This window comes from Bradyrhizobium sp. URHD0069 (assembly GCF_000701345.1).
In the GTDB taxonomy this organism is placed as follows: domain Bacteria; phylum Pseudomonadota; class Alphaproteobacteria; order Rhizobiales; family Xanthobacteraceae; genus Bradyrhizobium.
This window is the reverse complement of record NZ_JNIJ01000024.1, coordinates 41725-64903: the sequence shown is the minus strand read 5'-3', so window position 1 is coordinate 64903 and position 23179 is coordinate 41725. Positions and strand designations below refer to the sequence as shown.

The 23179-nt window shown below is 61.2% G+C and carries 23 protein-coding genes and 1 pseudogene; 15 read left to right on the top strand and 9 right to left on the bottom strand.

The features are described from left to right. The first annotated feature begins 498 nt into the window (after positions 1 to 498). On the top strand, positions 499 to 759 hold the full coding sequence (locus tag N554_RS35945; protein WP_029584414.1) for a hypothetical protein: 261 nt from the start codon (positions 499 to 501) through the stop codon (positions 757 to 759). Between the two features lie 73 nt (positions 760 to 832). Here the strand turns inward: N554_RS35945 and N554_RS0116160 are convergent, their stop codons facing one another. Next, positions 833 to 1648, bottom strand: coding sequence for a lytic murein transglycosylase (locus N554_RS0116160; RefSeq protein WP_029584413.1), 816 nt, complete (start codon positions 1646 to 1648; stop codon positions 833 to 835). A gap of 324 nt (positions 1649 to 1972) precedes the next feature. Between N554_RS0116160 and N554_RS0116155 the strand changes: the two genes are divergently transcribed. Next, positions 1973 to 2368 (top strand): DUF3597 domain-containing protein, encoded by a 396-nt coding sequence (locus N554_RS0116155; protein WP_029584412.1) that lies wholly within the window; start codon positions 1973 to 1975, stop codon positions 2366 to 2368. Positions 2369 to 2515: 147 nt separating this feature from the next. Further along, a complete protein-coding gene (locus N554_RS0116150) occupies positions 2516 to 3307 on the top strand; it encodes a fumarylacetoacetate hydrolase family protein (protein ID WP_029584411.1) in 792 nt (263 codons plus the stop codon). A gap of 114 nt (positions 3308 to 3421) precedes the next feature. Here N554_RS0116150 and N554_RS0116145 read toward each other — a convergent pair whose 3' ends face one another. Both N554_RS0116145 and N554_RS0116140 read right to left on the bottom strand, forming a co-directional pair. Next, positions 3422 to 3700, bottom strand: coding sequence for a GNAT family N-acetyltransferase (locus N554_RS0116145; protein WP_029584410.1), 279 nt, complete (start codon positions 3698 to 3700; stop codon positions 3422 to 3424). 70 nt (positions 3701 to 3770) lie between these two features. Beyond that, complete coding sequence (locus N554_RS0116140) at positions 3771 to 4049, bottom strand: GNAT family N-acetyltransferase (RefSeq protein ID WP_029584409.1); 279 nt, start codon at positions 4047 to 4049, stop codon at positions 3771 to 3773. Positions 4050 to 4317: 268 nt separating this feature from the next. Here N554_RS0116140 and N554_RS0116135 point away from each other — a divergent pair, with 268 nt between their 5' ends. Beyond that, the gene (locus N554_RS0116135; RefSeq protein ID WP_029584408.1) at positions 4318 to 4722 is read left to right on the top strand and encodes an SPW repeat domain-containing protein; all 405 of its coding nucleotides are present in this window, start codon (positions 4318 to 4320) and stop codon (positions 4720 to 4722) included. Between the two features lie 133 nt (positions 4723 to 4855). On the opposite strand, the gene N554_RS0116130 is transcribed toward N554_RS0116135, so the two are convergent. After that, complete coding sequence (locus tag N554_RS0116130; RefSeq protein WP_245283625.1) at positions 4856 to 5230, bottom strand: hypothetical protein; 375 nt, start codon at positions 5228 to 5230, stop codon at positions 4856 to 4858. A 250-nt stretch (positions 5231 to 5480) separates the two neighbouring features. Between N554_RS0116130 and N554_RS0116125 the strand changes: the two genes are divergently transcribed. Further along, the gene (locus N554_RS0116125; protein WP_029584406.1) at positions 5481 to 6251 is read left to right on the top strand and encodes an AAA family ATPase; all 771 of its coding nucleotides are present in this window, start codon (positions 5481 to 5483) and stop codon (positions 6249 to 6251) included. A gap of 469 nt (positions 6252 to 6720) precedes the next feature. Here N554_RS0116125 and N554_RS40015 read toward each other — a convergent pair whose 3' ends face one another. Further along, on the bottom strand, positions 6721 to 6951 hold the full coding sequence (locus N554_RS40015; RefSeq protein WP_029584405.1) for a hypothetical protein: 231 nt from the start codon (positions 6949 to 6951) through the stop codon (positions 6721 to 6723). Positions 6952 to 7219: 268 nt separating this feature from the next. Between N554_RS40015 and N554_RS42060 the strand changes: the two are divergent. Next, a pseudogene (locus N554_RS42060) lies at positions 7220 to 7467 on the top strand (ATP-binding protein); the annotation flags it as partial. Between the two features lie 63 nt (positions 7468 to 7530). Then, positions 7531 to 8814 (top strand): cystathionine gamma-synthase family protein, encoded by a 1284-nt coding sequence (locus tag N554_RS0116110; protein ID WP_029584404.1) that lies wholly within the window; start codon positions 7531 to 7533, stop codon positions 8812 to 8814. Between the two features lie 237 nt (positions 8815 to 9051). Here N554_RS0116110 and uvrA read toward each other — a convergent pair whose 3' ends face one another. After that, on the bottom strand, positions 9052 to 12147 hold the full coding sequence (uvrA, locus tag N554_RS0116105) for an excinuclease ABC subunit UvrA (RefSeq protein ID WP_029584403.1): 3096 nt from the start codon (positions 12145 to 12147) through the stop codon (positions 9052 to 9054). A gap of 250 nt (positions 12148 to 12397) precedes the next feature. Next, a complete protein-coding gene (locus tag N554_RS0116100) occupies positions 12398 to 13156 on the bottom strand; it encodes an outer membrane protein (RefSeq protein WP_029584402.1) in 759 nt (252 codons plus the stop codon). 453 nt (positions 13157 to 13609) lie between these two features. On the opposite strand from N554_RS0116100, the gene N554_RS0116095 reads away from it, so the two are divergent. Both N554_RS0116095 and gyrA read left to right on the top strand, forming a co-directional pair. Further along, the gene (locus tag N554_RS0116095) at positions 13610 to 14095 is read left to right on the top strand and encodes a single-stranded DNA-binding protein (protein WP_029584401.1); all 486 of its coding nucleotides are present in this window, start codon (positions 13610 to 13612) and stop codon (positions 14093 to 14095) included. A gap of 338 nt (positions 14096 to 14433) precedes the next feature. Further along, complete coding sequence (gene gyrA / locus N554_RS0116090) at positions 14434 to 17163, top strand: DNA gyrase subunit A (RefSeq protein ID WP_029584400.1); 2730 nt, start codon at positions 14434 to 14436, stop codon at positions 17161 to 17163. 58 nt (positions 17164 to 17221) lie between these two features. Here the strand turns inward: gyrA and N554_RS0116085 are convergent, their stop codons facing one another. Further along, entirely contained in the window at positions 17222 to 17479 is a 258-nt protein-coding gene (locus tag N554_RS0116085) for a hypothetical protein (protein ID WP_029584399.1), read from the bottom strand. A gap of 269 nt (positions 17480 to 17748) precedes the next feature. Here N554_RS0116085 and coaD point away from each other — a divergent pair, with 269 nt between their 5' ends. The 6 genes from coaD (at position 17749) to tgt (ending at position 22227) form a co-directional block, all read left to right on the top strand. Then, positions 17749 to 18246 carry a pantetheine-phosphate adenylyltransferase gene (gene coaD / locus N554_RS0116080; RefSeq protein ID WP_029584398.1) on the top strand — a complete coding sequence of 166 codons (498 nt, stop codon included), beginning with the start codon at positions 17749 to 17751 and terminating at the stop codon, positions 18244 to 18246. 92 nt (positions 18247 to 18338) lie between these two features. After that, a complete protein-coding gene (locus tag N554_RS0116075) occupies positions 18339 to 18902 on the top strand; it encodes a peptidylprolyl isomerase (RefSeq protein ID WP_029584397.1) in 564 nt (187 codons plus the stop codon). Positions 18903 to 18908: 6 nt separating this feature from the next. Further along, positions 18909 to 19349, top strand: coding sequence for a hypothetical protein (locus N554_RS0116070; protein ID WP_029584396.1), 441 nt, complete (start codon positions 18909 to 18911; stop codon positions 19347 to 19349). Beyond that, complete coding sequence (locus N554_RS0116065) at positions 19325 to 19789, top strand: peptidylprolyl isomerase (RefSeq protein ID WP_029584395.1); 465 nt, start codon at positions 19325 to 19327, stop codon at positions 19787 to 19789. The genes N554_RS0116070 and N554_RS0116065 overlap by 25 nt, the downstream gene beginning before the upstream one ends. A 225-nt stretch (positions 19790 to 20014) precedes the next feature. Then, positions 20015 to 21094 (top strand): tRNA preQ1(34) S-adenosylmethionine ribosyltransferase-isomerase QueA, encoded by a 1080-nt coding sequence (gene queA, locus N554_RS0116060; RefSeq protein WP_029584394.1) that lies wholly within the window; start codon positions 20015 to 20017, stop codon positions 21092 to 21094. After that, complete coding sequence (tgt, locus tag N554_RS0116055; protein ID WP_029584393.1) at positions 21094 to 22227, top strand: tRNA guanosine(34) transglycosylase Tgt; 1134 nt, start codon at positions 21094 to 21096, stop codon at positions 22225 to 22227. Before queA ends, tgt begins: the two co-directional genes overlap by 1 nt. Positions 22228 to 22377: 150 nt before the next feature. On the opposite strand, the gene N554_RS40005 is transcribed toward tgt, so the two are convergent. Further along, positions 22378 to 22623, bottom strand: coding sequence for a hypothetical protein (locus N554_RS40005; protein ID WP_156041951.1), 246 nt, complete (start codon positions 22621 to 22623; stop codon positions 22378 to 22380). Positions 22624 to 23179 lie beyond the last annotated feature (556 nt).

Sequence of the window (23179 nt, the reverse complement as noted above, 5' to 3'; positions counted from 1 at the left end):
AGGAAAAATCAAGAAGTGGTCATGCGCAAGTCGCATGCGGACTTTCAGAATGAATACACATTCATTATTGTCTACCGTACTGCACCATTTGGGGACCGTGGGTGGAACCCGCTTGGACCCACGGAGCCACCGGCGGCGCGGTCGCATCACCCTACGGCGCTGCGGCGATCGCTGCACATGTCGCCGGGATGCTGCGGCCGCATTTAATCCAGCCGACGTCAAGCCGCGACGACGCGATCAAGGATGCATCCGGTGCCGTAGGCTTCGACGTCGAGCAGATGCGAGCGTCACGTCGGTATCAACGCGCCCGGCGCCGCGGTGAGAGACTTGTTACGAACCTGTAATGAGAATGCGCCTTCACGCATGAGGCTTTGCATCGCGCGCCGATCACATTTGTATCGCGCGAAATTCATTCGAAACTTTCCATCGATCGGCGATCAATCGTTTCACAGCATTCGGCGATGATGCCGGAATCTGTTCTGAAATGGGGAAAGTAACATGCTCAACAAGCTACTCGGAGCAGCCGTAATGGCTGTCGTTGCCTCCGCAGTCGTTCCGGCATCGGCCGCGAAAATGGCAGGCTGCAGCGGTGATAACTTGGCGAAAACCGAATCCGCAATCGAAACCATGGCCGACGGCGCTGGCAAGATCACGGCGCAAAAGGAAGTCGCGCAGGCGCAGGCCGCGATGCTCAGCGGCAAGATGGGTGCATGCGCGGTGCATCTGACGAAGGCGATGCACGCGGGCGGAACGAAGTAAGCCTACGCAGGGCCGGTTGCGCCGGGCGACCGGCCCTTCAGGAGGCAAGCCCTAACGGTAGTACTCAGAAAGTTCAGGATGCGCGTCCGAGTTGGCTTGCAAAATATGCAACCGTCTTCGAATAGACCTCGCTCTTGTTCCATTGCTGGATGGCAGCGAAATTCGCACTGCCGGGCTCCCAGTCCTTGCCGCGCTGCCAGCCGTGACCGGCAAGGTAGTTCGCGGTCGATGCCAGCACATCGGGCGCACTGCGCAAGAGATCGCGGCGGCCGTTGCCGTCGAAATCGACAGCGAATTTGATGTAGGACGAGGGCATGAACTGGGTCTGGCCGAGCTCACCGGCCCAAGCGCCGCGCATTTCCGATGGCGCGAGATCTCCGCGCTCGACGATGCGCAGCGCATCCATCAATTCCGCACGGAACATCTCCGAGCGCCGGCAGTCGTACGCCAGCGTCGCCAGCGAGCGTATGGTCGGAAATTTTCCGATGTTGACGCCGAAGTCGGTCTCGAGCCCCCAGATCGCTACCAGCACTTCGCCCGGCACGCCGTAACTTTGTTCGATGCGGGCGAGCACCGAACCATATTGCTTCATCATGTTGGCGCCGCGAGCGAGACGGGGAGGGACCATACGCCCCGAAAACTCCTCGAAACTTTGGTTGAAGGCCCGCTGCGAACGATCCCGCGACAACACCGCCTGATCCAGCGTCACGCCAGCCAGGCCGGATGCGATGGCCGATTGGGAAATTCCCTTGGCTGCGGCTTCGCTCCTGAATTCGTTAAGCCATGCATCAAAGTTGCCGGTGCCGCAGGATGCCGCTAGTGCCGACGCTCCCGGTATGAACAGAGCGGCGCTCACCGCTAACGCTCTGGAAAGAGAACGAAGGGTCATCGGGGCTCTCAGCACCTGCAATCGATTCGCCATGACGAGTTGTGACCGGACAACACAAATGTCCGTGGCAAGCGCGGCCAAAACAAGGCTGCTTCTCGTCATTGCAAGGGAGCGAAGCGACGGCACCGCCTTGAAGTCTTCCTAGCCGCGCCACAGGGCTTCTCGCAGGTCGGAACACGCCGATGGTTCAGATTGCGCCGGTCCGCATTGGCAAGCGCATCTGAGGAGATTAAGCTTCGGACTGGTCCGGCCCGGTGTTGCCGGCAGCGCAGAAAAGTGCCGTTCAAGCCCTTCACAATATCCTCAAGTTCAAGGGAGAAAACGATGAGTATTTTCGGCAAAATCATGGGCGCAATCTTCGGCACCACCACCACCACCGCCGGCGCCGCGCCCGCAGGCGGCGGTGCGACCACGACCACGACCACCGCAGGATCGGGCGCTACACCGGCCGCTCCGGCGCAGACCGTCGACGTCGCGCCCATTCTGGACAAGGCGGTTGCGGCTAAAAAGGAAAAACTGGAATGGCGCACCTCGATCGTCGATCTGATGAAGGCGCTCGACATCGATTCCAGCCTTGCCGCCCGCAAGGATCTGGCCAAGGAGCTCGGTTACACCGGCGACAGCAACGATTCCGCGAAGATGAACGTCTGGCTGCACAAACAGGTGATGGTGAAGCTCGCCGCGAACGGCGGCAAGCTGCCGCCTGAGATCAAGCACTAACCGCTCGTCCGGGAATAGACTGAGAAACTCGCCTCTATGCGGGCCCTTTTTTGTGTCGCAGTGCAGCCGCAGGCTTTATCCTGCCCGGCATCGCGCGGGTTTAGATAAGCCCTCGAACAAGAAACCGACAAGACAGGGGAGAACGCCATGGATACCGTCGATCGCAGAACCGTCCTCGCAACAGGCGCACTGGCGCTGGCGGGCGCCGCCACGCAAAGCGCTTCGGCCGAAGCGCAAGCCGGCCCGAAAGTCATTTTTCCGGTGGGCATCACCACGATCCCCATCGTCGGCGAGACCGATGTGTTTCCGGTGCGACGGATCTATTGCATCGGGCGAAACTATGCCGCGCATTCGCGCGAAATGGGCTCCGACCCGACGCGGGAGCCGCCGTTCTTCTTTCAAAAGCCAACCGATGCGATCCAGAACGTCGCGATCGGGACGGTCGGGGATCATCCCTATCCGTCGCTGACCAAGAACTATCACTATGAGGTCGAGCTGGTCGCGGCACTGAAGTCGGGCGGCACCAACATCCCGACGGAAGCGGCGCTCGAACATGTCTACGGCTATGCGCTCGGTCTCGATATGACGCGACGCGACCTGCAGCGCGCCATGGGGGACGAGAAGAAGCCATGGGAGATCGGCAAGAGCTTCGACCGCTCCGCCGTACTCGGTCCGATCCACCCGGTCGCGAAAACCGGGCATTTCACCAAGGGCGCGATCTCGCTGGCCGTGAACAATACGGTCAAGCAGAACTCGAACCTGCAGAACATGATCTGGAGCGTCGCGGAGCAGATCTCGAAATTGTCCGAAGCCTTCGAGCTGAAGGCGGGCGACATCATCTATTCCGGCACGCCGGAGAATGTCGGTCCGGTGGTCAAGGGCGACGTGCTGTTGTGCAAGTTGGATGGCCTGCCGGACATGTCCATTAAGATTGTGTGAGGCTACCAGCCGCAGCGCGCCATCATATTCCGTGGTCATCCCCGCGGAACGCAGGGACCCCTAACCTCGCGTTCGCGTGGGATGACAGCGACGTTGTGGCGACGCCGCCGTTGGTCACCCCATCAGATCCGCGTACTCGGGATGCTTGCGCAAATAATCCACCACGAAGCTGCAGCCGGCGACGACCTTTAGCCCATCGTCGCGGATCAGTTTCAAGGCGCCTTGCACCAGTTCTGACGCGATGCCCTGGCCGCGCAGCGCGCGGGGCGTCTCGGTGTGAGTGATGACGACAGTCGACGACGCGAGGCGATAATTCGCAAAGGCTACCGCGCCCCCGACATCGAGTTCGAAACGGCTTTGCGCCTTGTTGTCGCGGACGTTGCCTGTGTTCATGATTGCCATTTCCAAAGAACGATTGCGCCAGTCATTTAGGCGCGTGAACCCACTGATGCAAACCGGCGATCTAGGCCTTCAGCAGGCTCGTATAATCCGGGTGCTTCTCGATCCAGGCTTTGACGAACGGGCACTGTGCGATGACCTTCAATCCCTCGGTCCGCACCTGGTCGAGCGCGCCCTTGACCAGCTTCGATCCGATGCCCTTGCCGCCGAGTTCAGGCGGCACCTCGGTATGCTCGAAGGTGATGACGCCGTCGGCGATCGCGTAATAAGTCGCGGCGACATGGCCGTCGACCTTCAGTTCGTAACGGTGAAGCGATGGGTTGTTGGAAACCGTGTTGTTCATGTCAGCCAATCCGTCGGTGTATTCGGTGTTCTCGTTATTCGCTTCACCCGCGAAAAACCAGGGCCCGCATCTTCAGATTCGCGGTGATGCGCTTTTTCAGACCCCTTGCAGATCACGAAATTGCTCTGAATGGGCCTTGCAGGAACGAATGCCATCCCCACGTTCAAAACGGACATACGCCCTCCATGCGGCCGGACAGGTCGTTCGACAATCGCAGTGTCATGCTCGCCAGCCGCCGACGTATGCCTCTTATCAGGGGAGGTCGACAATGTCGGACTTTCGTTTTTTCAAAACTCACCGAACATGGGAAGACTGGTGCGGCATGCTGCTTGGCGTGCTGATCGTGTTGTCGCCATGGTTTCCCATGCAGGGAGACCATGGCGTTGTCGATGCCGAACGCAGCTTCGTGATTCTGAATACCTTTACGGTCGGCATCCTGGTGTTCGGCCTTGCCCAGCTGGAGTATGTTGCGTTGCAGCGTTGGGAGCACGTCGCCGAAATCCTGCTTGGCCTGTGGCTGATCGCATCGCCCTACGTCTTCGGCTATTCCGGCCACGGTCTGCTGCGATTCTGGCATCCAAGTCTTGGCGGACTCGTGGTGCTGCTCGCGGCCCTGCAGTTGTGGCAGGACTGGGACTTGAGCGACGACGACATGCTTAAGCACGGCCAATGACGCACTCACAGATTGCAATCAGGGCAACAGACCGGCCGGCTTTTGTTGGGATAGCTCAGGAGACGGCGGCAAGCAATGCGGCTGCTATAACCAAAACTTTGCTTCGAGACCGTGTACGAGCGCCGAATTCCGGCTAGTTTCGCCGCTTGCGCACGTGCACGTTAATGTCGAGGTCGATCCTGGTGACGCATTTTTGCGGCGTCGTGTGCGCGCCGCCGCCTTCATGCCATCGGCCTTCACGGGCGCGGGCGTTTCTGACGTTAGCAAGTTTTAGACAACGCCATTGCGGCAGCTTGCCGCTGCTTTCTCCTGCAAATTGCCATGCCAGCACAGCTTCCGCGCCGTCTCTGTCCTTGCCGATAATGTGCGGGCAGACTTCGCGCGGGCGGCCCAGATAAGTGCAGGTTACCTGCTGCTCGGCGAGAATCGCGTTGCGGAAGAGGGCGTAGGTGGAGCTGGGCATTGCGGTGTAATCGCTACAAGCTTCGCATGGTCTGGCATTTTGCAATCAAAGGTGCCGAATGTCAGACTTTTTGACAAGAAGCTCCGCGATCCTGCGGCGCAATGCGCCGGGGTGATGCAAAATCTTTCGCCCAACAGAGGGCGTGATGCCGAAGATTGCGCTCATGAGTTGCCGGCCGGATCCAAAGCACTATCCGGACCGCGGCAATCGACTTGAACGGTCTGAAAACCCGTGACCCGGCCAGGTTGTAATGATACTGGGTTTAACCACCGGGTATTAGGCAGTTCCTGACTGCATGGGTTCGAGACGAAACCGCACAATTCGGATGCCGGCGCCGTACCTGAGGCGCATTTGGCTCGATCCATCGCGCATCGCCGACCGCGCGGCCTATCCGTTCTGTCTGCCGTTCCTGCAGGATGACTTCGAGCTCGAATTCGATCGCTCGATCACGATCATCGCCGGGGAAAACGGCACCGGCAAATCCACGTTTCTGGAGGGGATCGCCGTACTCGCCGGATACGACGAAGCCGGGGGCGGCAAGGGGTACATGCCGGTCGATCACTCGAACGCGCTGGAGAAGATGGGCGGACAGCTTTCAACGGCGCTGCGCGCGAGTTGGCTGCCGAAGATCACCAACGGCTGGTTCTTCCGCGCCGAGAGTTTCTTCTCGCTGGCGAGATATCTGGATGAAGCCGCTATCGGTACGCCTGGCCCACCCCCGCCGGACTTCCTGTCCCATTCGCATGGCGAGGGCTTCTTGCGCTTCTTCGAGGAGCGCTGCCAGCGCCAGGGCATCTTCATCTTCGACGAACCGGAATCCGCGCTGTCGCCCTCGCGCCAGATCGAGTTTCTAAAGTTGATGCGGCGGATGGATAACTCCCAAAATTGCCAGGTGATTATGGCCACGCATTCCCCGATGCTGATGGCTTATCCCAATGCGCGCCTGCTGCGGTTGTCAAAGTATGGATTGGAAACGGTGACCGTCGAACAGACGGATCACTACAAGGTCATACGCGAATTTTGCGCCGATCCGGCGGGGTTCGTGGAAGCGGTGATGGATGAATAGTCACTCTGCCGTCTTGCTCGGCTCTGGTCGTCCGCCTTCGCCAGGCAGTAGCGCGTGGTGAACCGATTGCGCCACATTCATCCAATCAGCAAAAGCAACGGATAGGCTGAGCCACTCTGCGCCGCGCGCTATTCATCAACCCTGACGTTTGTTCCCAACAAAAACGACGTGCCCAATACAAGATTTGCCGAGCGGCCCATCCTCTGAGGGGAACGCTCGGAAGCGTCGCGGCTTAATTGAGTAATGCAAATTAGCTGTGGAGCACGTCATGGGTTTCGGCAGAGGCGCTTTGTTATGGTTGTTGGGAGTTCCGCTCCCGATCATTCTTCTTTTAGTGTTGTTCTGGCACAACTGATGTGCGGCGAGGAACATTGGACACGGCCGGATCTACGCCGATCTGAAAAGGCCAGAAGGCTATCTTCGAGGCTTTTCATGTAAGCGGCACACACCGAGGGGCGGAAGCGTTTGCTTAGGCTTCCACCAAGCCTGTTTCGGGGATCAAGTGCGCGTTCGGAACATGCAAACCTTTCGTCCTGGTGCGACAGTTGTGGAGAGGGCTGCGGATGTTCAACTCGTTGATGATGTTGGCGCTAGAAGCAAATGGCGTGGTCGCGCTGCGGATGATGAAGCTGATGCGCGGCGGCAAACGCGCCCGGCGCGAAGCTGAACGAATGGTCAGCGAAAAGATCCACGCTGCCATGCAGGCCACCACAAGCCTAATGACTGGTGCTTCGGGCGATGCAATAGTTCATCGATATCGACGGAAAGTAGCGGCAAACGCGAAACGGCTGGGCGGGCTCAGTTCGGGCCGAAGCCGAAAGCGTGTGCTTAAGCGAACACGTCGCCGACGGAAGTAGCGTTGCGAGTGAGGGCGCCAGCCAACTCGAGACAATGAACGTCGGGCATGAGTTCGGATATAAAGGGATTGGCCACCGGAACGGCCGATCGGTCTTTTGCGCATCACCCAACCTGACTTCCTCTCGCACTCGCATGGCGAAGGCTTTTTGCGCTTCTTCGAAGAGCCGCTGCCAGCGGCAAGACATCTTCATTTTCGACGAACCGGAATCGGCGCTGTCTCCCTCGCGTCAGATCGAATTTTTGAAGTGATGCGGCGGATGGACAATATCGGCCATTCGGAGAGACGGATCACTACAAGGTCATGCGCGAATTCTGCGACGATCCGGTATGGTTTGTGAAGGCGGTGATAGAGGAGTGAGATGGTCGGAATACGCCTCTCCCGCGCACATCGACGTTCCGAATCCAGACAGGGAGGCAGGCCATGGTGAAACCGTTTCCGTCGAAGACCCACATCGGCAACCACATGCTGCATCCGGAAACGCTGATGCTGAACTACGGCTACGATCCGCAACTGTCAGAAGGCGCCGTCAAACCACCGGTTTTCCTGACCTCGACCTTCGTCTTCAGGACCGCCGAAGACGGACAGGATTTTTTCGATTTCGTCTCGGGCCGGCGCGAACCCCCCGAGGGGATGGGCGCGGGCCTGGTTTATTCGCGGTTCAATCATCCCAACAGCGAGATCGTCGAGGACAGGCTCGCTGTCTACGAGCGCACCGAGAAATGCGCGCTGTTCTCATCCGGCATGGCGGCGATCGCGACCACGATCCTCGCATTCGTCCGGCCCGGCGACGTCATTCTGCACTCTCAACCGCTCTATGGTGGGACGGAAACGCTGCTTGCGAAGACGCTTGCAGGTCTCTCCATCGGTGCGGTGGGCTTTGCCGACGGTATCGACGAAACCGCCGTCCGGCTGGCGGCCGAGGACGCCATGCACAAGGGCCGGGTTGCGATGATCTTGATCGAAACCCCAGCCAATCCCACCAACGGCTTGGTCGATATCGCGATGGTCCGCGGCGTCGCCGAGATGATCGGCAAAGCTCAGGGGCACAGGCCGATCGTCGCCTGCGACAACACGCTGCTCGGGCCGGTGTTTCAGCGGCCGATCGAACACGGCGCCGATCTCTCGCTGTACTCGTTGACCAAATATGTCGGCGGTCATTCCGACCTGATCGCGGGCGCAGCGCTCGGTTCAAAAGCCATCATGAAGGACATTAGGGCGCTGCGAGGCGCCATCGGCACCCAACTGGATCCGCATTCCTGCTGGATGATCAGCCGGTCGCTGGAAACGCTTGGTATCCGCATGGAAAAAGCCGACCAGAATGCGCGGCTCGTGGCGGATTACCTGCACGACCACGCCAAGGTGGCAAAAGTCCATTACCTTCCTTACCACGCAGCGGACTCGCCGGCCGGCCGCCTGTTCGCCAGGCAATGCACCGCCGCGGGCTCGACCTTCTCGTTCGACATCGTCGGCGGCCAGGCCGCCGCCTTCCAATTCCTGAACGCGCTGCAAATCTTCAAGCTGGCGGTGAGCCTCGGCGGCACCGAGTCACTTGCCAGCCTGCCCGCAAGCATGACCCACTCCGGCGTTCCCGTCGACATCCGCGAGAAAATAGGCATTCTCGACTCCACGATCCGGCTGTCGATCGGTATCGAACACCCGGCGGATTTGATCGCCGATATTGCGCAGGCTTTGAACGCGGCGTAGCTGCACGCTTTGGGTGAGTGGCAGTGAGTAGGGCGGCAATAGCGAAGCGTATTGCGCGGCATGTTCAAGCGATGGAAGAGGCGGAATACGCTTCGCTATTCCGCCCTACGAGAGAAGCCGACCAGTCTTTACAGCACTACTTTTGCTGCGCCGCGCTCGCTCGTTCAGGAAGTAGCGATGCGGAGACAATTCGCTAACCACCTTGCGCGCTGTTGCCGGAGGTTTCTCGAAGCCCGGCTACTCCGCCGCCTCACTCGCCCCGCTTTTCCGCGGCTTTCCCTCCGCCTTCGCCAGCACCGGCGCCAGGAATTTGCCGGTGTAGCTGCGCGGGGCTTTCACGATGTCTTCCGGCGGGCCCCAGGCGACGATTTCGCCGCCGCCGTCGCCGCCTTCAGGGCCGAGGTCGATCACCCAATCCGCGGTTTTTATCACTTCGAGATTGTGCTCGATGACCACGACGGTGTTGCCCTGCGATACCAGCTCGTGCAGCACCTCCAGAAGTTTTGCGACGTCATGGAAATGCAGCCCGGTGGTCGGTTCATCCAGAATATAGAGCGTGCGGCCGGTAGCGCGCTTTGACAATTCCTTTGCCAGTTTGACGCGCTGGGCTTCACCGCCCGACAACGTCGTCGCCTGTTGGCCGACATGGATGTAGTCGAGCCCGACGCGATGCAGAGTCTTGAAGGTCTCGCGCACCCGCGGCACCGCCTTGAAAAACTCGGCGGCTTCCTCGACCGTCATGTCCAGCACGTCCGCGATCGACTTGCCCTTGAACAGCACCTCCAGCGTCTCGCGGTTGTAGCGCTTGCCCTTGCAGACGTCGCAGGTGACGTAGACATCGGGGAGAAAGTGCATCTCGATCTTGATGACGCCGTCGCCCTGGCAGGCCTCGCAGCGGCCGCCCTTGACGTTGAACGAAAATCGTCCCGGTTCGTAGCCGCGCGCCTTTGCCTCCGGCAGCCCGGCGAACCATTCGCGGATCGGCGTGAACGCGCCGGTATAGGTCGCGGGATTGGAGCGGGGCGTGCGGCCGATCGGCGACTGGTCGATGTCGATGATCTTGTCGATATGCTCGAGCCCTTCGATGCGGTCGTGCGGCGCCGCGCCCTCGCTGGCGTTGTTGAGCTTGCGCGCGATGGCTTTGTAAAGGGTGTCGATCAGCAGCGTCGACTTGCCGCCGCCGGAGACACCGGTGACGCAGGTGAACAGCCCCAGCGGAATTTCCGCCGAGATGTTTTTCAAATTGTTGCCGCGGGCGTTGATCACTTTGATGGTGCGGCGATGGTTCGGCGGTTTCCGTTCGGGAATAGCTACCGACATTTCGCCGGTGAGATATTTTCCGGTCAGCGAGTTCGGATTGTTCATGATGTCGGCCGGCGTGCCCTGCGCGACGATATGGCCGCCATGCATGCCGGCGCCGGGCCCGATATCGAGCACATGATCGGCGAGCCGGATGGCGTCCTCGTCATGCTCGACCACGATCACGGTATTGCCGAGATCGCGCAGCCGCTTCAAGGTTTCCAATAGCCGCGCGTTGTCGCGCTGGTGCAAGCCGATCGATGGCTCGTCCAGCACATAGAGCACACCGGTCAATCCCGAGCCGATCTGCGACGCCAGACGGATGCGCTGGCTTTCGCCGCCGGACAGGGTGCCCGAGGCGCGCGCCAGCGTCAGGTAGTTCAGGCCGACATCGAGCAGGAACGACAGCCGCTCGCGGATCTCCTTCAAGACCCGCGCGGCGATCTCGTTCTGCTGCGCATTGAGCGCCTTCGGCACGGTCTCGAACCATTCGCCGGCGCGGCGCACCGACATTTCCGAGATTTCGCCGATATGTTTGCCGCCGATCTTGACGCACAGCGCCTCCGGCTTGAGGCGATGGCCGTGGCAGGCTTCGCACGGAATGTCCGAAAAGTATTTGGCGAGCTCCTCGCGCGCCCATTCGCTCTCGGTCTCGCGGTAGCGGCGGTCGATATTGGTGATGACGCCTTCGAACGGCTTCTTGGTGTCGTAGGAGCGCACGCCGTCTTCATAGGAGAACTTGATCTCGTCCTCGCCGGAGCCGTGCAGGATGGCGTTTTGCGTCTTCTTCGGCAGGTCCTTCCACTTGGTGTCGAGCGTGAACTTGTAGAACTTGCCGAGCGCCGTCAGGGTCTGGATGTAGTAGGGCGAGGATGATTTCGCCCACGGCGCGATCGCGCCCTTGCGCAGCGTCAGCTCCTTGTCGGGAATAACGAGGTCTTCGTCGATGTGCTGCTCGATGCCGAGACCGCCGCAGGCTGGGCAGGCGCCGTAAGGGTTATTGAACGAGAACAGCCGCGGCTCGATTTCCGGAATCGTAAAGCCGGAAACCGGGCAGGCGAACTTTTCCGAAAATAGAATCCGTTCCGGCCCGCTCTTGTCATGGATCTTGGCGACTTTCTTTGTCACGGCCTCATCCTTCGAGACGGCGCTTTGCGCCTCCTCAGGACGAGGGGAGAGGCCCCGCTTGGCTGGCTTCGATCGCCGCGCTCCGTCCTCATCCTGAGGAGCGCCCGCGGGGCGCGTCTCGAACGATGATGGCTGGGCAGCCGGCGCATCCGCGTATTCGATCACCGCCAGCCCGTCCGCGAGTTTCAGCGCAGTCTCAAAGCTCTCCGCCAGCCGCTGACCGATGTCCGAGCGCACCACGATGCGGTCCACCACCACGTCGATGTCATGCGGGAATTTCTTGTCGAGAACCGGTGCTTCCGCGAGCTCGTAGAACGTGCCGTCGATCTTGACCCGCTGAAATCCCTTCTTGAGGTATTCGGCGAGTTCCTTGCGGTACTCGCCCTTGCGGCCGCGCACCACCGGTGCCAGCAGATAGAGCCGCGTGCCTTCCGGCAACGCCAGCACCCGGTCAACCATCTGCGAGACGATCTGGCTTTCGATAGGCAAGCCCGTCGCAGGCGAATAGGGCACGCCGACGCGCGCCCACAATAGCCGCATGTAATCGTAGATCTCGGTGACCGTGCCGACGGTGGAGCGAGGGTTCTTCGAGGTGGTCTTTTGCTCGATGGAAATCGCCGGAGACAGGCCGTCGATCTGGTCGACGTCCGGCTTCTGCATCATTTCCAGGAACTGGCGCGCATAGGCCGACAGCGATTCGACGTAGCGCCGCTGTCCCTCGGCGTAGATGGTATCGAAGGCGAGCGATGATTTGCCGGAACCGGACAGCCCGGTGAAGACGACGAGCTTGTCGCGCGGAATTTCCAGATCGACGTTCTTGAGATTGTGCTCGCGCGCGCCGCGTATCGTTATCGCGCGGGTACCCGCGGCGGTCTGTTGGCGCTTCGCCCTGATCACTTCATCCATATCGGCATTCCAGGCGCGCTGACTGCGCCGCATTCAGGCGCGCATCTTCCGGAAACCGGGGAGCGAACGCCAATTGGGTGAGCTCGGAACATAGAAAGAACGCGCGCGCATTTCCAGTGCCTGTTGCGAGCCATCAACGTTTTGTTGCGGGGTGCAATGCAGTGGAGGCATATCGAATGCCGGCGCAAGCAAAAAAAGGCCGGCGCAAGGCCGGCCTTTTCTCAATCGAGATACTCAGTTCAGGCTGAGATCAGTACCGCCCGATGACCGGGCCACCAAAGCGATAGTTCACGCGGACGGTGACGATATCCACGTCCGAGCGGATGCGGTCGGTTCCGAAGAATACGCCGGCCGGGTCGACGAAGCCGACGGTCTGCGAGCCCATAAACAAGTGATCGTATGCGACGCCAGCCGACCAGTTCTGCGCGAAGCCAACTTCGACGCCCACACCGACCGTGCCGCCCCAGCGGGTTTGGTCGCCGCTGCTTGCAAGGAGAACACCAGTGGGTGTGTCAAAAATCCGGTGACGATCATTGGTCACTGCCCCGCCGCCCTTCACATAGAGCAGGACATTGTTCCAGGCATAGCCGACCTGGCCGGTGATCAGTGCGAAGGAGTCAATGCGCGACTGGTTGGTGGTGTTCGCGAAGGCCAAGCTCTGGTTGGAGCCATGGAAGTCTGCCCAGTTGCCCTGGCCTTCGACACCGACCACGAATCCGGCGTTCTGCCAGCGATAGCCGATCTGACCACCGGCCGTGCCGCCCTCTGCGTCATGGCAGCCCTCGAAACCGAAGAAAACGCCGGCCGAGTCTGTCGCGTCTTCCCAGCATTTGCGGCTCCTTCCCCAACCGCCATTGACGCCGATGTAGAAGCCGGTCCAATCGTATATCGGAGCAATCACCGGCGGCGGCGCCTTGGTGATTGGACGAGCAGGCAGATCAGCCGCCGAGGCGGGAGCCGCCATGCCCAAAGCAACAAAACCAACGGTACCCAATAAAAACTTCTTCATCTTAATCTCTCCGACTTTTGTTCGCTGTGCGGAATGAAGGGTTTCAATTCAGGCGTAACGCCCCGTGATGGAATTCGTGGGGGCAACATAGCCCGATTCAACCGGAAATGCCGTCGCCGAAATGCAACACTTGCGAGCGAAGTGAAACCGCCGCAATTTAGTGATTTGTTAGGGCTTTTCCGGAACCCGATGGAACTCTTTGGTTCCAAAGATGGAACTTTGGGGTTCCAAAAACAAATGCCCCGGCGTCGCTTGCACGCACAACTGCCCGACGGGAACAAAACTGGAACATTCCGGCAAGGAGTGCTATATGTGGATAACCAGGGGATCGTCAGGCTTGCGGGGAGCGGGCAGCGTATAGGGTCGGTCCCGAGAGGGATATCTTAAGACAACACGGGCGCTCGCGCCGTGCGTCTGGCCCAGATCAGTGATTTTCGAGAGTGGAGAACGGCGATGGCGGGAAGCGTGAACAAGGTGATCCTGATTGGCAATCTCGGGGCCGATCCGGAAATCAAACGGACTCAGGATGGGCGGCCTATCGCCAATCTGCGTATCGCTACGTCCGATACCTGGCGCGACAAGGCGACCGGCGAGCGCAAGGAAAAGACCGAGTGGCATCGCGTGGTGATTTTCAGCGAAGGCTTGTGCAAGATCGCCGAGCAATATCTGAAGAAGGGCGCCAAGGTTTACATCGAAGGTCAGTTGCAGACCCGCAAATGGACCGATCAGGCCGGCGTCGAGAAATATTCGACCGAAGTGGTGCTGCAGAACTTCAACTCGACGCTGACCATGCTTGACGGCCGCAGCGGCGGTGGCGGCAATTTCGGATCGGACGATTCCAGTGGCGATTTCGGGTCCGGCGGTCCGTCCAGCGCGCCGCGCCGCGCGGTCGCGGCCGGGGCCCGCAACGGCGACATGGACGACGATATTCCGTTCTGAGCGCGACGAGCAACGCGATCCAGTGGCCGCCTCACCGGGCGGAGCGGCGCCTGCCATCGGACGCGCGTTTTCGCGCGACCGGTTGGCCGACCGGCCGCGCGCGGGGGTACGAGCAACCTCGCTATGCTGCCCGGGCCGAGGCATTTTCGCCTCCGGCAGGAGGGTCCCGCGGAAGACCTTTTGGGGTCGGTTTCGCGGCCGCCGCTAAGAGCGCCGCAGGCAGCGTAAGTCTCTGGAAAAACGAGGGGAAAAACCGGTGGCGCCGACCCGCTAAGGGGTGGTTTGAACGGCCTCGATACGCTATATGATTCTCAACAAGAACTGACTGGATTCCCCCTTTGTCTGACCCTGAAGATACGACGGCCGGAGAGCCGCCGGCGCCCTCCGATATTCGTCCCGTATCGATCCTCGACGAGATGAAGCGCTCCTACCTCGATTACGCGATGAGCGTGATCGTGGCGCGGGCGCTGCCCGATGCGCGCGACGGTCTCAAGCCGGTGCATCGCCGCATTCTCTACGCGATGTATGAGAACGGGTTCGAATGGAACAAGCAGTACCGCAAGTCCGCGCGCACCGTCGGCGACGTCATCGGTAAGTACCATCCGCACGGCGACCAGTCGGTCTACGACGCGCTGGTCCGCATGGCGCAGGATTTCTCCATGCGCGTGCCGCTGATCGACGGGCAGGGCAATTTCGGCTCGGTGGACGGCGATATGGCCGCCGCGATGCGGTACACGGAATCCCGCCTGACCAAGATCGCGCAGTCGCTGCTCGACGATATCGACAAGGACACCGTCGATTTCCAGCCCAATTACGACAGCTCCGAGAAAGAACCCTCGGTTCTGCCGGCGAAGTTTCCAAACCTGCTGGTCAACGGCGCCGGCGGCATCGCTGTCGGCATGGCGACCAATATCCCCCCGCACAATCTGGGCGAGGTGATCGACGCCTGCGTGGCGCTGATCGACAATCCCGCGCTTGGCATCGACGAACTCATCAACATCATTCCGGGACCGGATTTTCCGACCGGCGGCATCATCCTCGGACGCCAGGGCATCCGCTCGGCCTATCACCTCGGCCGCGGCTCGATCGTGATGCGCGGCAAGCTGTCGATCGACACCATCCGCAAGGACCGCGAAGCGATCATCATCTCGGAAATCCCCTACCAGGTGAACAAGGCCACCATGGTCGAGCGCATCGCCGAACTGGTGCGCGAGAAGAAGATCGAGGGCATTTCCGACCTGCGCGACGAATCCGACCGCGATGGTTTCCGCGTCGTCGTCGAGCTGAAGCGCGACGCGGTCCCTGAGGTCGTGCTGAACCAGCTCTACAGGTTCACGCCGCTGCAGACCAATTTCGGCGCCAACATGGTCGCGCTCGACGCCGGCCGCCCGCAGGTGATGAACCTGAAGGATCTGCTGACGCTGTTCATCGCCTTCCGCGAACAGGTGGTGACGCGCCGTACTAAATTTTTGCTCAACAAGGCCCGCGATCGCGCCCATATCCTGGTCGGTCTCGCCATTGCGGTGGCGAATATCGACGAGATCATTCGCGTGATCCGGACCTCGCCCGATCCCAACACCGCGCGTGAAACCCTGATGTCGCGTGTCTGGGCGGCGCAAGACGTGGCGGCGATGATCACGCTGATCGACGATCCGCGCCATCGGCTCGCCGAGGACGGCACCGCGCGGCTGTCATTGGAGCAGGCCAAGGCGATTCTCGATCTGCGGCTGCAGCGCCTTACCGCGCTGGGGCGCGATGAGATTTCCGAAGAACTCGACAAACTGGCGGTGGAAATCGCCGACTACCTCGAGATCCTGCGTTCGCGCGCCCGCGTGCAGGCGATCATCAAGACCGAACTTGCGGACGTGAAGTCGGAATTCGCGACCCCGCGCAAAACCGTCATCATCGAGCATGAAGGCGAGGTCGAGGACGAGGACCTGATCCAGCGCGAGGACATGGTGGTGACGGTCTCGCATGCCGGCTACGTCAAGCGGGTGCCGCTGTCGGCCTATCGGGCGCAACGCCGCGGCGGCAAGGGCCGTTCGGGAATGCAGACCCGCGACGAGGATTTCGTCAGCCGCTTGTTCGTGGCCTCGACCCACACGCCGGTGCTGTTCTTCTCCTCGCGCGGCAAGGTCTACAAGGAGAAGGTCTGGCGGCTGCCGGTGGCGGCGCCGAACGCCCGCGGCAAGGCTCTGATCAACATCCTGCCGCTGGAGCAGGGCGAGCGCATCACCACCATCATGCCGCTGCCCGAGGATGAATCCTCATGGGCCAATCTCGACGTGATGTTCGCGACCACCGGCGGCAATGTCCGCCGCAACAAGCTGTCTGATTTCGTCGATGTCCGTCGTTCCGGCATCATCGCCATGAAGCTTGATGACGACGAAGCGATCGTCGACGTGCAGATATGCACTGAGCGCGACGACGTGCTGCTGACCGCCGCCGGAGGCCAGTGCATCCGTTTCCCCGTCACCGACGTGCGGGTGTTCCAGGGCCGCACCTCAATGGGCGTGCGCGGCATCGCGTTGCCCGAAAACGACAAGGTGATCTCGCTCACCATCCTGCGCCACTTGGATGTCGATGCCGAGGAGCGCGCCGCCTATCTGCGTCGCGCCAATGCGGTGCGGCGTGGTGGCGTCGAGGAGGAGGCGGGGATCGACAACGAGGAAGCGTCGGGCGCCATCGAGCTTGGCGAGCAGCGCTATGTCGAAATGTCCGCCGGCGAGCAATTCGTGCTGACCATCAGCGAAAACGGCTACGGCAAACGCTCCTCGTCGTTCGAATACCGGACGACGGGGCGCGGCGGCAAAGGCATCGTCGCGATGTCCGTGAACAGCCGCAACGGCAAGCTGGTGGCGTCCTTCCCGGTCGAGGACAGCGATCAGATCATGCTGGTGACCGACAAGGGTCAATTGATCCGCTGCCCGGTCGAGGGCATCCGGATTGCGGGCCGCTCGACCCAGGGCGTGATCGTGTTCGACACCGCCGAAGACGAGCATGTGGTGTCCGTCGAGCACATCGGCGAGGACACCGAAAACGGCAATGGAAATGGAAACGGAGGCTAGGGCGCCCGCCTGGCCTCCGTTCTCGTCCGATCCGGAAATGGTTGTGTCGGCGGCGCGCTTATGGCGTGCGGTCGGCGGTCACGAGCCGGGCTTGCCGGATCATGGTCTTGGAGCCGGCGACGCGCAGGCAGGAAGCTTCGAAATTCGGCCAGGCCTGCTGCGAGCAGTCAGGGCCGACGGTGCGGATATCGAGCCGGTCGGCCTTGGCGAGGGCTTGCGGAACGCTCGCTTCAACCTCCGGGGCAAAGCCGGGCAGGACGGTAAGGGCAGCGGCGATAAATGCAGCGATGGTGATGGCTGAAAGAGCCTTGATCATGACGGTCCCCTGTCGTTGGGCCTTTGCGGCCCGTCGTTTCGTTGGTTAATTGGTACCCAGCACCCGTTTCCGGATGTCTTCGCCCCCTGACAAAATGGTTTCGTCCGGCTCGAGTTTTGTTTCGTGGCCGGCCAAGGACGAAACATGGCCGGCTTGCCTTGGGAGACGCTGCGAGCCCGAAAGCGTTTCTATGGCCGACCTAGGAAAACGCCGGGTTCTGCGGAACCGGCGCGGCTTGCCGGGCCGCTCGGGGCGCGCTAGAGGGGTTCATGCCCCGCATCGCGCTGTATCCCGGCTCATTCGATCCCGTCACCAACGGCCATCTGGACGTGGTCCGGCGCGCCGTGGGCCTCTGCGACCGGCTGATTATCGCCATCGGGGTACATTCCAGCAAAAAGCCGCTTTTTTCGACGGAGGAGCGGCTGGACATGGCGCGGGCGGTGTTCGCGCCGGTGGCCGCCAAGGCCGGCTGCGCCTTCGACTGCACGACCTATGACAATCTCACCGTTACCGCGGCGCAAAAACATGGCGCCGCAATCATGGTCAGGGGCTTGCGCGACGGCACTGACCTCGATTTCGAGATGCAGATCGCCGGCATGAACGAAACCATGGCGCCTGACGTGCAAACGGTGTTCGTTCCGGCGTCGGCCGCCGTCCGCCCGATCACCGCCACACTGGTGCGCCAAATCGCCGGCATGGGCGGCGACGTTTCGGCGTTCGTGCCACCGCTCGTCGCGGCCAGCCTCAAGGCCAAATTCGCCCCCTAACCAAAACATCCGCATATGCCGCAAAAGTGGGAACCGGTTTTGCGACACGCGGCAAACCAAAAGACCTTTCCTTCATTTGATCCGGAGTTTTCATGATCCGAATTCTAGCCGTGCTAGTCGCGCTGGTTTGCGCGGCCCCAGCTCTCGCCCAGCCGCTTCCTGCAAATCTCGACAAGCAGAACGCGATCGTTATCGACACCACCAAGGGTCGCATCGTCTTCAAGTTGCGAACCGACCTCGCGTCGAAACACGCCGAGCGGATCAAGCAGCTGGCGCGCGAAGGCTACTACAACAACGTGCCGTTCCATCGGGTGATGGATGGCTTCATGGCGCAGACCGGCGACGGCCAGAATTTTAACGGCACCGGCGGTTCGAAATATCCCAACCTGAAGGCTGAATTTTCCAGCGTGCCGTTCACGCGCGGCATTGTCGGCATGGCGCGGCGCGGCGACAGCGTCGATACCGCGAACTCACAGTTCTTCTTCATGTTCGCCGATGCGCCGAGCCTGAATGGCCAGTACACCGTGATCGGTGAGGTGGTGTCGGGCATGGACGTGGTCGACAAACTCAAGAAAGCACCGCCCGGGTCGCGCGGCGGCGAGGTAAGCGATCCCGACAAGATGGTGAAGGTGCAAGTCGCATCCGACATCAAGTGAGCGCCGGTGGCGCGGCGTCGTAACGCACTCAGTTGGTTTTCCGCGGTACTGCTGTTCGGCCCGCTCGCGTCGGCCGGACAGGCAGAGCCGGCGCAGGTCAACACCATTCGCGACGTATTCGTGAGGTTGAGCACCTGCTGGAAGCCGCCGCCGGCGTCGCGCGCCCGTCCCGGGATCGACATCACCGTGATCGTGAGTTTTAACCGCAACGGCGAGATCCTGGGCCAACCGAAGGTCACCTACGAATCGGAACAGGCAACCGACAGCGATCGGCTGATGTATCGCATCGCCGTGATGGAGGCGTTGCAACGCTGCACGCCGATGCCATTTACCGAAGCAATGGCTGGTGCCGTGGCCGGCCGGCCGTTCGCGGTCCAGTTCCACAACCGGAAACCTCCACCCAAACCTGTAGAGAAGAGAGCATGGCTGACACCGAAAATACTTTGATCCTTGAAACCACGCAGGGACCGGTCACGATCGAAATGCGGCCCGATCTTGCACCCGGCCACGTCGCGCGGATCAAGGAACTGGTGCGCGAGGGATTTTACGACGGCATCGTGTTCCATCGCGTGATCGAAGGCTTCATGGCGCAGACCGGCTGCCCGGAGGGCACCGGCACCGGCGGATCCGGCAAGAAGCTCAAAGCCGAGTTCAACAAGGAGCCGCATGTGCGCGGCACCACCTCGATGGCGCGCGCCGCCAGCCCGGATTCCGGCGACAGCCAGTTCTTCATCTGCTTCGATGACGCATCGTTCCTCAACAACCAGTACACGGTCTGGGGCAAGGTGACGTCGGGCATGGAGAACGTCGACAAGATCAAGCGCGGTGAGCCGGTGCAGGACCCGGACAAGATCATCAAGGCACGCATGGCCGCCGACGCGGCCTAAGCCGGCAGCTGAATTTCTTCACCTCTCCCCGTTGGGGAGAGGTCGCGAACCCGGCGGCGCACGTGCGCGCCTGGGGGAGCGGGTGAGGGGTCTTGTTCCCACAGGATCCGTACGCCCTCACCCGAAGTCTTCGCTGCAATCAGTCTCCGACCTCTCCCCCGGGAGAGGTGAAGGACCGTGCTTCACAGTCCCGGCTCGCGCCAGGACGATCGAGTCCCGATTTCCATGCGCACCGACCTCTTCGATTTCGAACTCCCCTCCGGCAGCATCGCGCTGCGCCCGGCGAGCCCGCGCGATTCCGCTCGGATGCTGATTGTGCAGCCCGACGGCGTCTTGCGCGACCGCCTGATTGCCGATCTTCCGCAATGGCTCGAGCCCGGCGACCAACTGGTGGTGAACGACACCAAAGTGATCGCGGCCCAGCTCAAAGGCCGACGCATCGGCCGCGACACCGAACCGAAGATCGAGGCGACACTGATCAAGCGGCTCGACGGCTCTCGCTGGCAGGCGCTGGTCAAGCCTGCCAAAAAGCTGTCGCCGGGCGATGTGGTTCGCTTCGGCAATGAGGGCAAGGTATGCCTTCTCGGTCACCTCGATGCGCAAGTCGAACACAAGGGCGAGGACGGCGAGATCACGCTGTCGTTTTCATTTCACGGGCCGGCGCTCGAACAGGCCATCGCCGATCTCGGCAGCCCGCCGCTACCGCCCTACATCGCCGGCAAGCGCGCCGCCGATGATCGCGATGCCAGCGACTACCAGACCATGTTCGCGGCCAACGAAGGCGCGGTCGCGGCGCCGACTGCAGGATTGCATTTTACCTCGGGGCTGGAAACGGCTTTGCGTGAGCGCGGTATCGAGATTCACCGCGTCACGCTGCATGTCGGGGCAGGGACCTTCCTGCCGGTCAAGGTGGATGACACGACGGGGCACAAGATGCACGCCGAATGGGGCTGCATCTCCCGCCATACGGCTAACGCGCTGAATGCGGCGAAGGCGAAGGGCGGTCGCATTGTCGCGGTCGGCACCACCTCGCTGCGGCTCCTGGAAAGCGCCACCGCGGAAGATGGCATGATCGTGCCGTTCACGGCTGAAACCGCGATCTTCATTACGCCGGGCTACCGCTTTCGCGCAGTCGATATTCTCCTGAGCAATTTTCACCTGCCGCGTTCGACGCTGTTCATGCTGGTCTCGGCATTCTGCGGTCTCGACACCATGAAACACGCCTACGCCCACGCGATCCAAAGCGGCTACCGGTTCTATTCCTACGGCGACGCCTGTCTGCTGTTTCGTGATAAGTCCACCTGATGACATCTGCCAACCATTTCGAGCTGCTTGGCCGGGACGGCAAAGCGCGCACCGGCCGCTTGACCACGCCGCATGGCCCGGTGCGAACCCCCGCCTTCATGCCGGTAGGCACCGCCGGCGCGATGAAGGGCTTGCATTGGCGCGAGGTGCGCGATGCCGGCGCGGATATCGTGCTCGGCAACACCTATCACCTGATGCTGCGGCCCGGCGCCGAGCGCATTGCCGCCCTCGGCGGCCTGCAGAGCTTTACCGGCTGGCAGGGCCCGATGCTGACCGACTCCGGCGGCTTCCAGGTGATGTCGCTGGCGCAGCTGCGCAAGGTCAGCGAGCGCGCGGTGACCTTTCGTTCGCATATCGATGGCGCCAGCGCTGAGCTGTCGCCGGAGCGCGCGATCGAGGTGCAGCGGCTGCTCGGCTCCGACATTGCCATGCAGCTCGACGAATGCGTGCGGCTGCCGGCGGAGCGCAACGACATCGAGCGTGCGATGCAACTCTCGTTGCGCTGGGCGGAGCGCTGCAAGCGCGCCTTCGAGACCGCGCCTTCCGGATATATGTTGTTCGGTATCGCGCAGGGCGGTGACGTACCCAAACTCCGCCAGGCCAGCGCGCGGGCCCTGGTCGAAATCGGTTTTCACGGCTACGCGATCGGCGGCCTCGCGGTCGGCGAACCGCAATCGGTGATGCTTGCGATGATCGAAGAGGTGGTGCCGATCCTGCCGCTGGATCGTCCGAGATATTTGATGGGCGTCGGCACGCCTGAAGACATGTTGAAGGCGGTCGCGCGCGGCATCGATATGTTCGATTGCGTGATGCCGACGCGCAACGGACGGCACGGGGTGGCGTACACGCGCTTTGGCCAGATCAATCTGCGCAACGCTCGCCACGCCGATGATCCACGGCCACTCGACGAGGAGAGCCTTTGGCCATCCGCCCGCACTTACGCGCGCGCCTATTTGCACCATCTTGTGAAGTCGGGCGAGACGCTCGGGGCGATGTTGTTGTCGGAAATCAACGTCGCGTATTACCAGCGCCTGATGCACGACATCAGGGATGCGATTTCGAAAGGCACGTTCGAGAGCTTTGCCGAGCACACGCGCGCCGAATGGGCGAAGGGCGACATCGCGCCGCGCTAAATGGTAACACGATGTGCAATCTCTATTCGATTACCACGAACCAAGCCACGATCATCGCGCTCAAACGGAAGCGGAAGCACGCCGGCGATGAAGGCTGGGTTAGCTCCGAAGAGCGCGAAAGAAAGCCCCGCGTAAATGCGGGGCTTTCTTTTAGTTGTAGCCACTGGTGCCAGGCGACGAGCCGCCGAACGACGAGGAGCCGGTTCCGCTCAATGTGGTCGGACCGTCTGGATTGCCGTTGGGATTGCCGTAGTTCGGATGCAAGGCGACTGACGGCGCAGCATCCCTATACATGGGATAGGTCCTGACCCTCGACTCATGACGAAGCGTGTGCGCAAACGCAACCGTACCCGAGAGCGCGAACGCAGTGGCTAGTGCTATTTTCGTAAGTTTCATGGTTCTTCTCCTTTCCTGTGCAAGTAATGGTTCTTATCCATTGCAACTAAGAGAGAACCGCACCGCCGCCATTAAATTCTTCTTTAGCGCGATAGTAGCGGCCAAGCTGTTCGTCGCGAGACCCATCCCAAGGCCATGCCGGTGATCCTGACCACCGAGGAGGAGCGGGACGTCTGGATGCGAGCGCCTTGAGACGAGGCCAGGGCGCTGCAAAGGCGCTTGCCGGATGAAGTGCTCAAGATCGTCGCTTGAGGTGTCGACAGGGGAGACCTGCGGCGGCATAGAAGCTCCAGCAAAGAGCCGGAAGCTCGCGTCGGCGAATTGTGAGGAACTATCTTGGCAATAGTGGGTTGAATGGCGGCGAACACGCACGGGGATGGTTGCCATGCACCTTCATACATATCGGGACGAAAGCCGCTCTAGACATTTCGACTTGATCAGCGGAGGGGAGCACCCAAGGTCAATTGATCTGGTCTCGGCAATTACTGCGGGCATCTTGGTGATAGGTTTCGCTTGTGCCCTCATGGTCTCCTTGGCTTAGCATGACGGTGCCTAT

Excerpts from the sequence above, each read along its gene's own strand:
- N554_RS35945 (WP_029584414.1), top strand. The coding sequence starts at position 499 with ATGCTCAACAAGCTACTCGGAGCAGCCGTAATGGCTGTCGTTGCCTCC.
- N554_RS0116160 (WP_029584413.1), bottom strand. The coding sequence starts at position 1,648 with ATGACCCTTCGTTCTCTTTCCAGAGCGTTAGCGGTGAGCGCCGCTCTG.
- N554_RS0116155 (WP_029584412.1), top strand. The coding sequence starts at position 1,973 with ATGAGTATTTTCGGCAAAATCATGGGCGCAATCTTCGGCACCACCACC.
- N554_RS0116150 (WP_029584411.1), top strand. The coding sequence starts at position 2,516 with ATGGATACCGTCGATCGCAGAACCGTCCTCGCAACAGGCGCACTGGCG.
- N554_RS0116145 (WP_029584410.1), bottom strand. The coding sequence starts at position 3,700 with ATGAACACAGGCAACGTCCGCGACAACAAGGCGCAAAGCCGTTTCGAA.
- N554_RS0116140 (WP_029584409.1), bottom strand. The coding sequence starts at position 4,049 with ATGAACAACACGGTTTCCAACAACCCATCGCTTCACCGTTACGAACTG.
- N554_RS0116135 (WP_029584408.1), top strand. The coding sequence starts at position 4,318 with ATGTCGGACTTTCGTTTTTTCAAAACTCACCGAACATGGGAAGACTGG.
- N554_RS0116125 (WP_029584406.1), top strand. The coding sequence starts at position 5,481 with ATGGGTTCGAGACGAAACCGCACAATTCGGATGCCGGCGCCGTACCTG.
- N554_RS40015 (WP_029584405.1), bottom strand. The coding sequence starts at position 6,951 with ATGGCAGCGTGGATCTTTTCGCTGACCATTCGTTCAGCTTCGCGCCGG.
- N554_RS0116110 (WP_029584404.1), top strand. The coding sequence starts at position 7,531 with ATGGTGAAACCGTTTCCGTCGAAGACCCACATCGGCAACCACATGCTG.
- uvrA (WP_029584403.1), bottom strand. The coding sequence starts at position 12,147 with ATGGATGAAGTGATCAGGGCGAAGCGCCAACAGACCGCCGCGGGTACC.
- N554_RS0116100 (WP_029584402.1), bottom strand. The coding sequence starts at position 13,156 with ATGAAGAAGTTTTTATTGGGTACCGTTGGTTTTGTTGCTTTGGGCATG.
- N554_RS0116095 (WP_029584401.1), top strand. The coding sequence starts at position 13,610 with ATGGCGGGAAGCGTGAACAAGGTGATCCTGATTGGCAATCTCGGGGCC.
- N554_RS0116085 (WP_029584399.1), bottom strand. The coding sequence starts at position 17,479 with ATGATCAAGGCTCTTTCAGCCATCACCATCGCTGCATTTATCGCCGCT.
- coaD (WP_029584398.1), top strand. The coding sequence starts at position 17,749 with ATGCCCCGCATCGCGCTGTATCCCGGCTCATTCGATCCCGTCACCAAC.
- N554_RS0116075 (WP_029584397.1), top strand. The coding sequence starts at position 18,339 with ATGATCCGAATTCTAGCCGTGCTAGTCGCGCTGGTTTGCGCGGCCCCA.
- N554_RS0116065 (WP_029584395.1), top strand. The coding sequence starts at position 19,325 with ATGGCTGACACCGAAAATACTTTGATCCTTGAAACCACGCAGGGACCG.
- queA (WP_029584394.1), top strand. The coding sequence starts at position 20,015 with ATGCGCACCGACCTCTTCGATTTCGAACTCCCCTCCGGCAGCATCGCG.
- tgt (WP_029584393.1), top strand. The coding sequence starts at position 21,094 with ATGACATCTGCCAACCATTTCGAGCTGCTTGGCCGGGACGGCAAAGCG.
- N554_RS40005 (WP_156041951.1), bottom strand. The coding sequence starts at position 22,623 with ATGAAACTTACGAAAATAGCACTAGCCACTGCGTTCGCGCTCTCGGGT.